At 71.9% G+C, this 13,817-nt stretch carries 15 protein-coding genes; all 15 read left to right on the plus strand.

Features of this window, described 5'->3' with window-relative positions; all coding sequences use genetic code 11:
* Window position 1 precedes the first annotated feature (1 nt).
* The 15 genes from fahA to VQH23_RS18225 all read left to right on the plus strand — a co-directional run bounded on the left by fahA (window position 2) and on the right by VQH23_RS18225 (window position 13,810).
* Entirely contained in the window at window positions 2-1,285 is a 1,284-nt protein-coding gene (gene fahA / locus VQH23_RS18155; RefSeq protein WP_338662138.1) for a fumarylacetoacetase, read from the plus strand.
* Between the two features lie 50 nt (window positions 1,286-1,335).
* Window positions 1,336-2,310 (plus strand): tripartite tricarboxylate transporter substrate binding protein, encoded by a 975-nt coding sequence (locus tag VQH23_RS18160; protein ID WP_338662139.1) that lies wholly within the window; start codon window positions 1,336-1,338, stop codon window positions 2,308-2,310.
* Window positions 2,311-2,318: 8 nt separating this feature from the next.
* On the plus strand, window positions 2,319-2,951 hold the full coding sequence (maiA, locus tag VQH23_RS18165) for a maleylacetoacetate isomerase (protein WP_338666123.1): 633 nt from the start codon (window positions 2,319-2,321) through the stop codon (window positions 2,949-2,951).
* Window positions 2,952-3,204: 253 nt separating this feature from the next.
* Entirely contained in the window at window positions 3,205-4,038 is an 834-nt protein-coding gene (locus VQH23_RS18170; RefSeq protein WP_338662140.1) for an ABC transporter permease subunit, read from the plus strand.
* A 4-nt stretch (window positions 4,039-4,042) separates the two neighbouring features.
* On the plus strand, window positions 4,043-4,768 hold the full coding sequence (locus VQH23_RS18175) for an ABC transporter ATP-binding protein (RefSeq protein WP_338662141.1): 726 nt from the start codon (window positions 4,043-4,045) through the stop codon (window positions 4,766-4,768).
* Window positions 4,768-5,712: an aliphatic sulfonate ABC transporter substrate-binding protein gene (locus VQH23_RS18180; RefSeq protein WP_338662142.1), complete on the plus strand. Its 945-nt coding sequence runs from the start codon at window positions 4,768-4,770 to the stop codon at window positions 5,710-5,712. Before VQH23_RS18175 ends, VQH23_RS18180 begins: the two co-directional genes overlap by 1 nt.
* Window positions 5,712-6,848 carry an acyl-CoA dehydrogenase family protein gene (locus VQH23_RS18185; RefSeq protein ID WP_338662143.1) on the plus strand — a complete coding sequence of 379 codons (1,137 nt, stop codon included), beginning with the start codon at window positions 5,712-5,714 and terminating at the stop codon, window positions 6,846-6,848. The genes VQH23_RS18180 and VQH23_RS18185 overlap by 1 nt, the downstream gene beginning before the upstream one ends.
* Window positions 6,849-6,863: 15 nt before the next feature.
* The gene (locus tag VQH23_RS18190; RefSeq protein WP_338662144.1) at window positions 6,864-7,985 is read left to right on the plus strand and encodes an LLM class flavin-dependent oxidoreductase; all 1,122 of its coding nucleotides are present in this window, start codon (window positions 6,864-6,866) and stop codon (window positions 7,983-7,985) included.
* The gene (locus tag VQH23_RS18195) at window positions 7,982-8,932 is read left to right on the plus strand and encodes an ABC transporter substrate-binding protein (RefSeq protein WP_338662145.1); all 951 of its coding nucleotides are present in this window, start codon (window positions 7,982-7,984) and stop codon (window positions 8,930-8,932) included. Before VQH23_RS18190 ends, VQH23_RS18195 begins: the two co-directional genes overlap by 4 nt.
* On the plus strand, window positions 8,929-9,738 hold the full coding sequence (locus VQH23_RS18200; RefSeq protein WP_338662146.1) for a class II aldolase/adducin family protein: 810 nt from the start codon (window positions 8,929-8,931) through the stop codon (window positions 9,736-9,738). The genes VQH23_RS18195 and VQH23_RS18200 overlap by 4 nt, the downstream gene beginning before the upstream one ends.
* 4 nt (window positions 9,739-9,742) lie before the next feature.
* A complete protein-coding gene (locus VQH23_RS18205; protein ID WP_338662147.1) occupies window positions 9,743-10,687 on the plus strand; it encodes an ABC transporter substrate-binding protein in 945 nt (314 codons plus the stop codon).
* Between the two features lie 19 nt (window positions 10,688-10,706).
* Complete coding sequence (locus VQH23_RS18210; RefSeq protein WP_338662148.1) at window positions 10,707-11,210, plus strand: cupin domain-containing protein; 504 nt, start codon at window positions 10,707-10,709, stop codon at window positions 11,208-11,210.
* Between the two features lie 39 nt (window positions 11,211-11,249).
* A complete protein-coding gene (locus VQH23_RS18215; RefSeq protein ID WP_338662149.1) occupies window positions 11,250-11,759 on the plus strand; it encodes an Lrp/AsnC family transcriptional regulator in 510 nt (169 codons plus the stop codon).
* A gap of 63 nt (window positions 11,760-11,822) precedes the next feature.
* Window positions 11,823-12,296, plus strand: coding sequence for a DUF3597 domain-containing protein (locus VQH23_RS18220; protein WP_338662150.1), 474 nt, complete (start codon window positions 11,823-11,825; stop codon window positions 12,294-12,296).
* Window positions 12,297-12,412: 116 nt separating this feature from the next.
* The gene (locus tag VQH23_RS18225) at window positions 12,413-13,810 is read left to right on the plus strand and encodes an amidase (protein ID WP_338666124.1); all 1,398 of its coding nucleotides are present in this window, start codon (window positions 12,413-12,415) and stop codon (window positions 13,808-13,810) included.
* Window positions 13,811-13,817 lie beyond the last annotated feature (7 nt).

The raw sequence follows: 13,817 nt of genomic DNA on the forward strand, positions 1-13,817 counted from the left end.
AATGACCGACGCCACGCACGACCCCGCCCTGAAGAGCTGGGTGCAAACCGCCAACGGCCATCCGGATTTCCCGATCCAGAACCTGCCGCTGGGCGTCTTCATCCCGCTCGACATGGGGAGCGCCCGGGTGGGCGTGGCGATCGGGGACATGGTGCTGGACCTCACCATGGCGCCGGTGGCGGAGGATGTGCGGGAGGCGGCGGCGAGCCCTTCGCTGAACGCGCTCTTCGCGCTGGGGGAGGGGCCGCGCAGGGCGTTGCGCGCGCGCCTCTCCGAGATCCTGGCCGAGGGTAGCGAGCACCGGGCGGCGCTGGAGCAGCACCTGCACCCGATGGAGGCCTGCACGCTGCTGCTGCCGGCGAAGATCGGCGACTACACCGATTTCTACGTGGGCATCCACCACGCAACCAACGTTGGCAAGGTGTTCCGGCCGGATAATCCCTTGCTGCCGAACTACAAGCACGTGCCCATCGCCTATCACGGCCGCGCCTCCTCCGTGCGCGTTTCCGGCACGCCGGTGCGGCGGCCGAAGGGGCAGCTCAAGGCGCCGGATGCCGACGGGCCGCGCTTCGCCCCCTGCGAGCGGCTGGACTACGAGCTGGAGATGGCGGTCTGGATCGGGCCGGGCAGCACGCTCGGGGACTCCATCCCGGTGGCGAAGGCGGCGTCGCACGTCGCCGGGTACGGGTTGCTGAACGACTGGTCCGCGCGCGACATCCAGGCCTGGGAGTACCAGCCGCTCGGCCCCTTCCTGGCGAAGAACTTCGGATCGACCGTCTCCCCCTGGGTGATCACGCCGGAGGCGCTGGAGCCGTACCGCATCGCGCAGCCCGCGCGGCCGGAGGGCGACCCCGCCCCGCTGCCCTACTTGCAGGACGAAGCGGACCAGGCGGGCGGCGCCATCGACCTGGCGCTGGAGGTGCTGATCCTCACCCCGGCGATGCGGGAGAAGGGGCTGGCGCCGCACCGCCTGTCCCTCTCCAACGCGAAGCACATGTACTGGACGGTGGCGCAGATGGTGGCGCACCACAGCTCCAACGGGTGCGACCTGAACCCCGGCGACATGCTGGGCTCCGGCACCCTTTCCGCCCCGGATGCGGAGGGCTTCGGCAGCCTTCTGGAGACCACGAAGGGCGGGAGGGAGCCGGTGCAGCTCCCCTCCGGCGAGACGCGGAAGTTCGTGGAGGATGCGGACGAGATCATCCTGCGGGCCCGCGCCGCGCGGGAAGGCTTCGCCTCCATCGGATTTGGGGATTGCCGCGCCTCTGTTCTGCCGGCCAACTGATCGAAACGGGATGGGCCGGGCGGAAAGCCCGGCCCCGGGGAAGGAAAACCATGAAGGACATGATGCTCGGCCGCCGCGCCCTGATGGGCGCCGGCCTTGCCGCGACGCTGCCCCTGCCGGCCCTGGCCGCCTATCCGGAGCGCCCGCTGCGCTGGGTGGTGGCCTATGCGGCGGGCGGCGGCACCGACGTGCTGGCCCGCCTCGTCGGCGCCACCCTCTCGCAGCGCCTTGGCCAGCCCGTGGTGATCGAGAACCGCCCGGGCGGGGCCACGAATGTCGGCGCGGAGTTTACCGCCAAGGCCCCGGCCGACGGCTACACGGTGATGACGGCGGACAATGGCACGCTGATCTTCAACACCGCCCTGTTCAAGCGCCTGCCCTACGACCCCGCGCGGGACTTCCGGCCGGTGGGGCTGATGGCGCGCTTTCCGCTCTTCCTGGTCACGGGCGAGAGGCCGGTTGCGGCGAACGTGCAGGAGCTGATCCAGAAGACGAAGGCCTCGCCGGTGGATTGCGCTACGGCCGGCATCGGTTCCCCGCACCACCTGGCGATGGAGCGGCTGGCGCGGGAAGCTGGCGTGCGGTTCAACCACGTGCCCTATCGTGGCGCGGCGCCGGCTCTGAACGACCTGATCGCCGGCAACGTGCCGCTGATGGTGCTGGATTATCCCTCGGGCGCCGAGTACCTGCGCTCCGGCCGGGTGAAGGCGCTGGCGGTGTTCTCGCCGCAGCCGCTGGAGGACATGCCGGCCGTCCCCACCGTCCAGGCCGCGCTGAACCTTCGCAACTTCGAGGCCTTTGCGTGGCAGGGCGTGGTGGTGCCGAAGGCGACGCCGGACGCGGTGGTGGCGCAGCTGACGCGGGAGCTGGACGCCTCCGTGAAGGACGGGGCCGTGCGCGCCCGCATGCAGCAGATCGGGCTGGAGCCGCTGACCGGCGGCCCCGCGGAGTTCGAGGCGCTGCTGGAGCGCGAGCGCGGCGTGTGGCTGCCGTTGATCCGCGACCTCGGCATTACGCTGGACTGAGCGGGATGCTGCTACTGCACGGCTACTTCCGCTCCTCCGCCGCCTGGCGGGTGCGGATCGCGCTGAACCTGAAGGGGCTGGCGGCGGAGCACGCGTTCCGTCATCTCCGCAAGGGCGAGCAGCGCGCGCCCGACTACCTGTGCCTGAACCCGCAGGGGCTGCTGCCCTCGCTGGAGACGGATGACGGGGTGGTCCTCACCCAGTCCATGGCGATCGTGGAGTGGCTGGACGAGACGCATCCCGAGCCGCCCCTGCTGCCCGGCGATGCGCTGTCCCGCGCGCGCATCCGCGCCTTCGCCCAGGCCATCGCCTGCGACATCCACCCCGTGCAGAACCTGAAGGTGCTGGCGCGGCTGCGGGCCATGGGCCAGCCGGAGGAGGTGGTGACGGGCTGGGCGCGCGACACGATCCAGGAGGGGCTGGAGGCCTGCGAGGCGCTGCTGCAGGGCGGGAAGGGGCCGTTCTGCTTCGGCGCCACCCCGACGCTGGCCGATATCTGCCTCATCCCCCAGCTCGGAAATGCGAGGCGCTTCGGCGCGGAGGTCTCGGCGCTGGCGCGCATCGGAGAGGCTGCTCGGGCCTGCGCCGCGCATCCCGCCTTCACCGCCGCTGCGCCCGAGAACCAGGCCGACGCCGAATAACGAAACGGGGAGGGGAAAACTATTCCCTTTCCCCCGGCTTCGCGCAGCACGGGACTTCTGCGCTGCGCGACATCTTTGGGAATCCGCGCTCTTTGCCGCGGCGCAGCGCGTTCTTAGCCTAATAGCATGAACGACACGCCCCCTCACGCTGCACCGTTCTGCTGTCGCCCGGCCCTCTGTCGCGGCTGAACGCCGCAACTGAGCCGGCCGCCGCGCCCAGGCGGCACCCCGTAAAGCCCGGAGTTCCCATAGCATGTCCGAGCACGCCCTCGGCGCGCGCGGCGCCCTCGCGCCGTCCGAGCCCCTCCAAGCCCGCCTGCCGCGCCTCAACCTCTCGCAGTACCGCCGCTTCATTTCGCCGCTCGTGCTCGTCCTGCTCTGGCAGGCGGCCTCCATGGCCGGGCTGATCGCGCCGCGCACCCTGGCGGCGCCCAGCACCATCCTCGCCAGCGCCTGGGAGCTGGTCCTCTCCGGCGAGCTGCCGCGTCACCTGCTCGTCTCGCTCGGCCGGGTCGCCTCCGGCCTTGCCATCGGCGTCACCACGGGCGCCGCGCTAGCCCTCGTCGCCGGCCTGTCCCGACTGGGCGAGGAGGTGGTCGACGCGCCGATGCAGATGCTGCGGACGCTGCCCTTCCTCGCGCTCGTGCCGCTCTTCATCCTGTGGTTCGGCATCGGGGAGACGCCGAAGATCGCGCTCGTCGCGCTCGGCAGCGCCTTCCCGGTGTATCTCACCCTCTTCGCCGGCATTCGCGGCGTGGACCCGAAGCTGATGGAGGCCGGCCGGGTCTTCGGGCTGGACCGGCGCGGGCTGGTGCGCCACGTGGTGCTGCCGGCGGCGCTGCCCTCCGGCCTCGTCGGGCTGCGCTACGCCTTGGGCAGCGCCTGGCTCTCGCTGGTGATCGCGGAGCAGATCAACGCGACCGCCGGCATCGGCTTCCTCATCAACGACGCGCGGGACTTCCTGCGCACGGACGTGATCGTCGTCGGGCTGCTCGTCTACGCGCTGCTCGGCCTCTCCGCCGATGCCCTGGTGCGCGGCTTCGAGCGCCGCGCCCTGGCCTGGCGCCCCTCCCTGGTGAAGGGCTGATCCGATGACCGACAACCGCGCCGTCTCCGTTCGCGGACTGACCCGCAGCTTCGGCAGCAACACCGTCCTCAAGGCGCTGGACCTGGAGCTGGAGCCGGGTTCCTTCACCGCGCTGCTCGGGCGCTCCGGCTCCGGCAAGTCCACGCTGCTGCGGACCCTGGCGCGGCTGGATCCCGCGCCTGATGATGCGGAGATCAAGGTGCCGGCCTCCGTCGCCGTCGCGTTCCAGGAGCCGCGGCTGCTGCCGTGGAAGCGGGTCTGGCAGAACGTGACCATCGGCCTTCCCGGCAGCGGTGCCAGGGACCGCGCCGAGCGCGCCCTGGCCGAGGTGGGGCTGACGCGGCACGCGGAGGCCTGGCCCGCCACACTCTCCGGCGGCGAGGCGCAGCGCACGGCGCTGGCGCGCGCGCTGGTGCGGGAACCGCGCCTGCTGCTGCTGGACGAGCCCTTCGCGGCGCTGGACGCGCTGACGCGTATCCGCATGCACGCGCTGGTGCTGGACCTCTGGCGGGTGCACACGCCAACGACGCTGATCGTCACGCACGACGTGGACGAGGCGGTGCTGCTGGCGGACCGGGTGCTGGTGCTGGATGCCGGGCGCATCGCCGCCGACATCGCGGTGGAGATGCCGCGACCGCGCAGCCACGGCGATGCGCGCTTCGTCGCGCTGCGCCGCCGTCTGCTCTCCGAGCTCGGCGTGGAGGCCGAGGTGATCCGGGAGGCGGCGTGATGCTCTCGCGGCGCACCGCGCTCCTCGCCGCGCTGGCGGCGCCCGCCATCGCGCGGGCGCAGTCCCCCGTGGTCGTGCGGGCCGCGCAGTACAAGGCAGGGGACGGGCTGCTGCTCCGCCTCGCCGGCCTGGCCGACACGCCCTACCGGGTGGAATGGTCGGAGTTCGGTTCCGGCAACCTCATGCTGGAGGCCGCCAATGCCGGGGCGCTGGACCTGGCCTATGGCAGCGAGATCCCGCCCACCTTCGGCGTCGTCTCCGGCGCGCGGGTGAAGCTCGTCGCGGTGATCCGCGGTGACGTGAACGAGCAGACGGTGCTGGTGCCGAGGGACAGCCCAGTGCAGTCCATCCGCGACCTGAAGGGCAAGCGCGTCGGCTTTGTCCGCGCGACAACCACGCACTACTACCTGTCCCGGATGCTGAACGAGGTCGGGATGTCGCTGGCCGACGTGCAGTTGGTGAATCTGACGCCTGCCGACGGTGCGGCCGCCTTCCGCAACGGCTCGCTCGATGCCTGGGCGATCTACGGCTACTCCGTGCCGATCGCGCGGCAGTCCGGCGCGCGGGTGCTGCGGACGGCGCAGGGAATCCTCTCCGGCAACTATCCCTACTTCACCCGCGCGAACATCGGCGACGAGCCGGCGCGGGCGGAGGCGGTGCGCGACCTGCTGGACCGCATCAGCCGCGCGCTGCCCTATATCCAGGAGCACCCGGCGGAGTACGCCGCCGCGCAGGCCGCCGCGCTGAACGTGCCGGAGGCGACCATCCGCGCGCTGCTGGACAACGTGTCTCAGCCGCGCAGCCTCGCGCCGGTGGATGACGCCGCCATCGCTTCCCAGCAGGCGGTCGCGGACGAGTTCGCGCGTATCGGGGTGATCCCCCGCAAGGTGGATGTGGCGCCGATCTGGGACCGTGGCTTCTGGCGGCCGGGGCGCGCGGCGTGATGGACGGCGCCATCCTCTCCACGCGCCCGGACCCGGTGCGCGACCTCGCCCGCCGCTTCGCCGCCACGGCCGCGGGGCACGACCGCGAGGGCAGCTTCCCGCACGAGAACATCGCGGCGCTGCGCGGGGCCGATCTGCTCGGCCTCACCATCCCGGCGGAGCTGGGCGGCTTCGGGATCGACCTCGCGGAGGCCTGCCGCATCGTCGGCGGCATCGCGGAGGGCTGCCCGGCCACGGCGCTGGTGCTGGCCATGCAGTTCATCCAGCAGCGCGGCGTGGCCCGCAACGCCGCCATCCCCCGCGCCGTGCGCCTGCGGCTGGCGGAGGGGGCTGTGAAGCGCGGCGAGCTGATGAACGCGCTGCGCGTGGAGCCGGAGCTGGGCACCCCCGCCCGCGGCGGGCTGCCCGCCACGGTGGCGCGCCGGACGGCGGCGGGGTGGTCGCTCAGCGGCCGCAAGATCTACTCTACCGGCAGCCCGGCGCTGGACTGGGGCCTCGTCTTCGCCCGCACGGACGAGGAGGCGCCGCGCACCGGCCTCTTTCTCCTGCCGATGAAGGCGCCGGGCGTGCGGATCGTGGAGACCTGGGACCAGGCGGGGCTGCGCGCCTCCGGCAGCCACGACGTGCTGATGAACGAGGTGGCGATCCCGGAGGACCACGCGCTGGACCTGCGCGCGCCCGCCGGATGGAACGAGCGCGACGCGGACGCCGCCGCCTGGAACACGCTGCTCATCGCCGCCCTCTACACGGGCGTGGCGCGCGCCGCGCGGGACTGGCTGGTCGGCTTCCTGCGCAACCGGGTGCCCGCCAACCTCGGCCAGCCGCTCGCCACCCTGCCGCGCGTGCAAGAGGCGGTGGGGCGAATCGAGGCGCTGATCCTGACGGGCGAGCGCCTGGTCTCCGGCGCGACGCGGGAGGAGACGACCGCCGCCGAGCTGGGCCTGCTTAAGACGGTCGCCGCCGACAACGCCATCGCCGCGGTGCAGGAGGCGGTCGCCCTCTGCGGCAACCATGCCCTGGCCCGCAGCAACCCGCTGGAGCGGCACCTGCGCGACGTGCTCTGCGCCCGCATCCACACGCCCCAGCCCGATGTCGCCCTGGTCGCGGCCGGCCGCGCCGCGCTGCTTCCGATCTGAACGAAAGGGAACGCCATGACCCTCAACACCCTTCCCGCTGATGGCGTCGAGTTCATCGGCATGGTGCAGCCCCGCCAGCAGTCGGAGATCCATCCGCCGAGCGGGCCCTCGATCGACGTGGACTACCATGTCGCCTCGGCCCAGGCGCATGACGAGGGCGGCTTCGACCGCATCCTGATCGGCTGGTACTCCAACGGGGCGGACGGGCTGCAGATCGCGGCCCACGCCGCGGCGCATACTAGGAAGGTCGGCTTCCTCGTCGCCCACCGTCCGGGGTTCCAGAACCCTTCCACGGCCGCGCGCGCCTTCAACACGCTGGACCAGCTCTCCGGCGGGCGCGCCGCGCTGCACACCATCTCCGGCGGCGACGACGTGGACCAGGCGCGCGACGGCGACTGGCTGGGCAAGGACGAGCGTTACGACCGGACGGACGAGTATCTGACGATCCTGAAGTCCATCTGGGGCGCGAAGGCGCCCGTGGACCACGAGGGCACCTACTACCGCATCAAGGGCGCCTCGCCGGAGGTGCGGAGCGTGCAGCAGCCGCGCATCCCCCTCTACTTCGGCGGTGCGTCCGAGGCGGCGCTGCGCGTGGCCGGCAAGCACGCCGATGTCTACGCCTTGTGGGGGGAGACCCACGCCCAGGTGCGCGAGATCATCGCCCGGGTGCGCGCCGAAGCCGCGAAGCACGGGCGCGCCGATGGGGTGCGCTTCTCCCTCTCGTTCCGCCCCATCCTGGCCGGGACGGAGGAGGCGGCGTGGAAGAAGGCGGAAGAGATCCTGGAGCGCATCCGCGAGGTGCGCGGCAAGGCTGCCTTGGGGCCGGCCAACGGGGCGCCGGCCAATGCCGGATCGCAGCGCCTGCTCGCCGCTGCCGCCCTGGGCGACCGGCCGGAGGGGCGCCTCTACACCGCCATCGCGCGGGAGACGGGGGCGCGCGGCAACACAACCGCGCTGGTGGGGACGCCGGAGCAGGTGGCGGAGGCCTTCCTGGAGTACTACGACCTCGGCGTGACCACCTTCCTCATCCGCGGCTTCGACCCGCTGGAGGATGCGGTGGAGTACGGGCGCTCCCTGCTGCCCGCCACGAAGCGGCTGATCGCCCGGCGCCTCTCCCACAAGGTCGCCGCAGAATGATCGCCCGCCGTCTCCTTCTCGGGGCGGCGGCCGTGCTGGCCGCCCCCCGCATTCTCCGTGCCCAGGCGCCGCTGCGCGTGGGCGACCAGCGCGGCAATGCGCGCGCCGTGATGGAAGCTTCCGGCGGGCTCCAGGGCTTCGGCGACAAGCTTGCCTGGAGCGAATTCCCGGCCGCCGCACCGCTGGTGGAGGCGCTGAATGCCGGCGCGATCGACACGGGGCTGGTGGGCGACGCGCCGTTCACCTTCGGCGCGGCGGCCGGCGCGCCGATCAAGGCGATCGCGGCCACGCGGGAGAACCGCGAGGGCCTCGCCATCCTCGTGGCGAAGGACAGTCCGTTCCAGTCCATCCAGGACCTGAAGGGCAAGCGCATCGCCACGGGCCGCGGCTCCATCGGCCACCAGATCGTGCTGGCGGCGCTCGAGAACGCCGGTCTGCCGCTGGACGCGGTGCAACTCGTCTTCCTGCTGCCGGCGGATGCCAAGGCGGCGTGGAGCCGCGGCTCCGTCGAGGCCTGGTCCACCTGGGAGCCCTATGTGAGCCAGGAGGAGGTGCTGAACGGCGCCCGCCGCGTCGCGCACGGGCAGGGCATCACCCCCGGCCTAGGCTTCCAGGCCGCGCGCACGGACGCCATCGCGTCCCGGCGCGATGATCTGGCCGAGTTCGTCCGGCGCCTCGCCGCCGCGCGGGAATGGGCGAACGCCAACGTCTCGGGCTATGCGAAGACCTGGTCGGAGCTGATGAACGTGCCGGCCCCGGTGGCGGAGCACTGGTTCAGGCGCGCCGCAACCCGCGTCGTTCCCATCGACGACAGCGTCGTCACCGACGAGCAGAAGAACATCGACCTTTACGCCCGTGCCGGTCTCGTTCGGCGCCGGATCGAGGCGAAGGACCTGCTCGACCCCTCCTTCAACACGGCCATTCAGGCCGGAGCCCGCCGCGCATGAACGAGATCACCCGGATCGCGTCCGGTACGGACGCCAACATCCAGGACTTCGGCGACCTCCTCCGCAACGGCGAGCCGGCGCGGACGGTCGAGGAGGAGCGGCTGCACCGCAAGCAGCGGCTGGCCGCCACCTTCCGGCTTTTCGCCCGCGCGGGTTTCGACCAGGGGCTGGCGGGCCACGTCACCGCGCGAGACCCGGAGTTCCCGGACGAGTTCTGGGTGAACCCGCTCGGCCGGCACTTTTCGCAGATCCGTGTCTCCGACCTGATCCGCGTGAACCACGAGGGTGAGGTGGTGCATGGCAGCCAGCCGGTGAACCGCGCGGCCTTCGCGATCCACGCCGCCCTGCACAGGGCGCGGCCGGACGTGGTGGCGGCGGCGCACACCCACTCCACCTACGGCAAGGCCTGGGCCTCGCTGAACCGGCTGCTGGACCCGATCAGCCAGGACAGCTGCGCCTTCTACGAGGACCACGCCCTGTTCGACGACTTCACGGGCGTGGTGCTGGACACCTCGGAGGGCGAGCGGATCGGCGCGGCGCTCGGGGAGGGGAAGGCGGTGTTCCTGCTGAACCACGGGATCCTCACCGTCGGCCACTCGGTGGAGTCCACCGCCTGGTACTACCTGTCGATGGACAACGCCGCCCACGCGCAGCTCCTGGCGGAGGCGGCCGGCAAGCCGCGGGTCATCCCGCACGAGGTGGCGAAGCTCACCCACTCGCAGGTGGGATCGCAGAAGGGCGGGCTGCTCTCCTTCCAGCCGCTCTACGCCTCCATCACCGCCCTCGAACCCGATCTGCTGGATTAGGCCGATGCAGCGACGCGTCCTTCTCGGCGGGCTCCTCGCGGCGCCCGCGATCATCGGCCCCGCCGGCGCCCAGGCCGCGACCCTGCGCGTCGGCGACCAGCGCGGCGGCATCCAGCCGCTGATGGAGGCTGCCGGCGTCCTCAACGGCACGCCCTACCGCGTGGAATGGTCCCAGTTCGCCGGCGCCCCGATGCTGCTGGAGGCGCTGAACGCCGGGGCCATCGACACGGGCGGCATCGGCGACGCGCCCTTCACCTCCGCCGTCGCGGCGGGGATCGAGGGCAAGGCCGTTTCCGCCGTCCGCTCCGGCGGGGAGGTCACGGCTCTCGTCGTGCCCGGCAATTCGGCCATCCGCAGCGTGGCGGACCTGCGCGGCCGGACCATCGCGACCCTGCGCGGGCAGACCGGCCATTTTCTGACCCTCGCCGCGTTGGAGCGGGAGAAGCTGCCGCTGGATTCCGTGCGCTTCGCCTTCATCGCGCCGGACGCGGCCAAGGCGGCCATGGCGAACGGATCGGTGGAGGGGTGGGCGACCTGGGGCCCCTACATCGCCCTCGCCAAGGTCCAGGATGGGGCGCGGGAGATCGTGAACGGCGGCAGCGGGCTGATGAGCGGGCAGAGCTACCAGATGGCCTCCGACGCGGCGATCCGGGGCAAGCGTGAGGTCCTGGCGGACTTCCTCCGCCGCCTGCACCGCGCCCGGGAATGGGGACTGGCAAACCCAGAGAAGCAGGCGGAGGTCTGGAGCGCCGCCACGGGCTTCCCGCTTCCGGTGGGCCGCGAGGTCGTCACGGTCGCCTCCACCCGGACCGTGCCGATCGACGACGGCGTTGTTGCGGCGCAGCAGCGGGTCAGCGACTTCTTCGCCAATGTGAAGGTGATCCCCCGCGCGCACCGTGTGGCGCCGGCCTTTGATCCGGGCTTCAATGCGGCCATCTTCGCGGCCTGAGTGAGTAAGGAGCATCAACATGCCCGATGGTAGCATTACCAAGCAGCCTCCTGCCGGCTATGACTGGCGCAACAAGGGCATCCGCCACGTCTCCGCCGCGGATCGCAGCTGCGACACGCCGGAGACGCTGGGGATGAACCGTGAGGTCGCCATCTCCGGCAGCCGCACCGGCTCCACCCATCTCTGGGCCGGCACGAACCGGATCGAGCCGAACTCCCAGACCGGCCCGCACCACCACGGCCCCCTCGAGAGCATCATCTACATCATCTCCGGCACCGCCCACATGCGCTGGGGCGACCGGCTGGAGTTCATCACGGAGGCGAAGGCGGGCGACTTCTTCCAGGTGCCGCCCTACGTGCCCCACCAGGAGATCAACGCCTCCTCGACCGAGGTGCTGCACTGCGCGCTCGTCCGCAGCGGCGTCGAGGAGGTGGTGGTCAACCTGCCGGAGATGGACGCCGTCGAGACGCCGGAATGGGTGAACGTCAGCTCGGCCGCGATGCCGGGCAAGAAGCCTGTCTGATCCGGGCGGGCGGGGCGGGAGCCCCGCCCGGCGCGCGCGATGATGGACGAGATCGACCGCAAGATCGTCGCCCTGTTGCAGGGCGACGCGACGCTCTCCGTGGCCCAGCTCGCCGACAAGGTCGGCCTCTCGCCCACCCCCTGCTGGAAGCGCGTCCAGAAGCTGGAGGGGAACGGCGTCATCACCCGGCGCGTGGCGCTGGTGGACCCCGAGAAGATCGGCGTCGGGCTGATCGTCTACGTCGCCATCGAGGCGGGGGATCACACGCCGGGCTGGCTGGAGAGCTTCACCCGCACCATCGCCGCCATGCCGGAGGTGATGGAGGCCCACCGCATGGCGGGGGAGGTGGACTACATGCTCCGCGTGGCCGTGACGGGCATGGCGGAGTTCGACGCCCTCTACAAAAGGCTGATCGAGGCCGTGCCGATGCGCAACGTCACCTCCCGCTTCGCGATGGAGCAGCTGAAGTACACCACCGCCTATCCGCTGCACCGCGCCAACTTCCGGGACCGGGCCGGGCGGGACATGGAGGGCTCCGGCGAGGGGTGAGGGGACAACCCCGGCCCTTCCGGGCCGTTGTGCGGGCGTTCACACCGCCATAGGAGCTCCCGCATGAGCATGTTCCGCGACATCATGGGCAAGATCTTCGGCCACCCTGCCGCGGCCCAGGGGGCCCCGGGCGGCATCGGCACCCTGCCGGGCGCCAGCGCCTCAGACCCGACCGGCGCGGCGCCCGGCGGCCCCGCCCCGGGCAGCATGGGGGCGCCGATGCCCGGCGCGGCCCCGGCCACCTCCTCTGCCGCCCCCTCCGGCACCGCGCCTGCCCAGTCGGTGGACGTCGAGGCCGTGCTGACGGACATGGCGTCCAAGAACTCGCAGAAGCTGAACTGGCAGACCTCCATCGTCGACCTGATGAAGCTGCTGGGCCTCGACAGCGGCCTGGAGAGCCGCAAGGAGCTGGCGCGGGACCTGGGCTATTCCGGCAGCACCGATGATTCCGCCAGCATGAACATCTGGCTGCACAAGCAGGTCATGCAGAAGCTGGCGGAGAACGGCGGCAAGGTGCCGGACAGCCTGAAAGGCTGAATCACGCGACCCGGCGCCGCCCCCGGACCGTTCCGGGGGCGGCGCCTGCCTGCTGGACAGGAACGCGCCGAGGGTTCCAGATGCTGCTCCGCTTGAGGAGACAGCGCGTGGACGGCATGACCGGGGCCGGCTATCGGCCCGACTCGCATCGGCAGCTCACCTTCCACGATGCCGCCGTGGCCTTCGCCAAGGGCAGGGACACGCCGCGCGCCTATCTGGAGCGCTGCCTGGAGGTGATCGCGGAGCGCGACCCCGCGGTGAAGGCCTTTGTTGTGGTGAATGAGGCCGGTGCGCGCGAGGCAGCGGATGCCAGCGAGGCCCGGTGGAAGGCCGGCACGCCGCTCTCCCCCATCGACGGCATGCCGATCGGCATCAAGGACCTGATCGAGACCCGGGACATGCCGACCCAGATGGGCTGCGACGCCTATCGGGGAAGCTTCCCGAAGCGCGACAGCGCCATGATCCGCGCGCTTCGCGACGCCGGCGCGGTGATCCTCGGCAAGACCGTCACGACGGAGATGGGGCAGGGGCATCCCGGCCCGACGACCAACCCCTTCGATGCCCGACACACGCCCGGCGGCTCCTCCTCCGGTTCCGCCGCCGCCGTGGGGGCGCGGATGGTGCCGGCGGCCATTGGCACGCAGGTCGGCGGCTCCATCATCCGCCCGGCCTCCTACTGCGGGAACGTGGCCCTGAAGCCGACCCAGGGCGCCATCAACCGCGGAGAGCGCCAGGGGCTTTCCCAGAGCACGGCGGGGGTCCATGCCGGCTCCATCCAGGACATGTGGCTGGTCGCGAAGGCCATCACGACGCGGGCCGGCGGCGATCCCGGCTCACCCTCCCTCTTCGGGCCGAACACGCCGCCCGTGGCGAGCAAGCCCACCCGGCTGATCGTGATGGAGGCCGAGGGCTGGGCCGTCCTCGATGAGGAATCCCGCCAGGCCTTCCAGGGGGTGCTGGAAGGCCTCCGCTCCGCGGAGGTCGAGATCCTGACCCGCGCCGACGCGCCGGCCATCGAGGCTTTCGAGCGCGCCATCTCCGACGCCAAGGCGATGACGAACGACCTCTGCGGGTTCGAGACGCGCTGGAGCCAGCAGAACCTCATCGAGTCCAACCCGGACGGCGTGAGCCAGCGCTTCCAGGAGCGCCACGCGCGGGCGATGGCGATGACGCTGGACGACTACCGCGCCCGCCTCCTCCAGCGGGAGGCCATGCGGCGCGCCCTGGCCGACCTGCTCCCCCTGGGTGACGCCCTGATCGCTCCCGCCTCGCCCGGCCCCGCGCCGGTCTGGGAGGGCGACAAGCCCGGCCAGCCGCTGGCGCCGCGGCCGACGGGTGACATCGTCTACAACGCCGCGACCTCGGCGCTCGGCGTGCCCTGCGTGACGGTGCCGATGACGGCGGTGCGCGGCCTGCCCATGGGCGTGCAGGTCATCGGCCACCCGCACATGGATGCCCGCGTGACCGGCTTTGCGCGCTGGATGTTGGAGAAGGTGAAGCCCGTGGTGGTGTGACCGCGGC

Source organism: Pararoseomonas sp. SCSIO 73927 (assembly GCF_037040815.1).
GTDB lineage: Bacteria > Pseudomonadota > Alphaproteobacteria > Acetobacterales > Acetobacteraceae > Roseomonas.

Excerpts from the sequence above, each read along its gene's own strand:
- VQH23_RS18205 (WP_338662147.1), top strand. The coding sequence starts at position 9,743 with ATGCAGCGACGCGTCCTTCTCGGCGGGCTCCTCGCGGCGCCCGCGATC.
- VQH23_RS18180 (WP_338662142.1), top strand. The coding sequence starts at position 4,768 with ATGCTCTCGCGGCGCACCGCGCTCCTCGCCGCGCTGGCGGCGCCCGCC.
- VQH23_RS18210 (WP_338662148.1), top strand. The coding sequence starts at position 10,707 with ATGCCCGATGGTAGCATTACCAAGCAGCCTCCTGCCGGCTATGACTGG.
- VQH23_RS18215 (WP_338662149.1), top strand. The coding sequence starts at position 11,250 with ATGATGGACGAGATCGACCGCAAGATCGTCGCCCTGTTGCAGGGCGAC.
- VQH23_RS18175 (WP_338662141.1), top strand. The coding sequence starts at position 4,043 with ATGACCGACAACCGCGCCGTCTCCGTTCGCGGACTGACCCGCAGCTTC.
- VQH23_RS18170 (WP_338662140.1), top strand. The coding sequence starts at position 3,205 with ATGTCCGAGCACGCCCTCGGCGCGCGCGGCGCCCTCGCGCCGTCCGAG.
- VQH23_RS18220 (WP_338662150.1), top strand. The coding sequence starts at position 11,823 with ATGAGCATGTTCCGCGACATCATGGGCAAGATCTTCGGCCACCCTGCC.
- fahA (WP_338662138.1), top strand. The coding sequence starts at position 2 with ATGACCGACGCCACGCACGACCCCGCCCTGAAGAGCTGGGTGCAAACC.
- VQH23_RS18225 (WP_338666124.1), top strand. The coding sequence starts at position 12,413 with ATGACCGGGGCCGGCTATCGGCCCGACTCGCATCGGCAGCTCACCTTC.
- VQH23_RS18190 (WP_338662144.1), top strand. The coding sequence starts at position 6,864 with ATGACCCTCAACACCCTTCCCGCTGATGGCGTCGAGTTCATCGGCATG.
- VQH23_RS18185 (WP_338662143.1), top strand. The coding sequence starts at position 5,712 with ATGGACGGCGCCATCCTCTCCACGCGCCCGGACCCGGTGCGCGACCTC.
- VQH23_RS18195 (WP_338662145.1), top strand. The coding sequence starts at position 7,982 with ATGATCGCCCGCCGTCTCCTTCTCGGGGCGGCGGCCGTGCTGGCCGCC.
- VQH23_RS18200 (WP_338662146.1), top strand. The coding sequence starts at position 8,929 with ATGAACGAGATCACCCGGATCGCGTCCGGTACGGACGCCAACATCCAG.
- VQH23_RS18160 (WP_338662139.1), top strand. The coding sequence starts at position 1,336 with ATGAAGGACATGATGCTCGGCCGCCGCGCCCTGATGGGCGCCGGCCTT.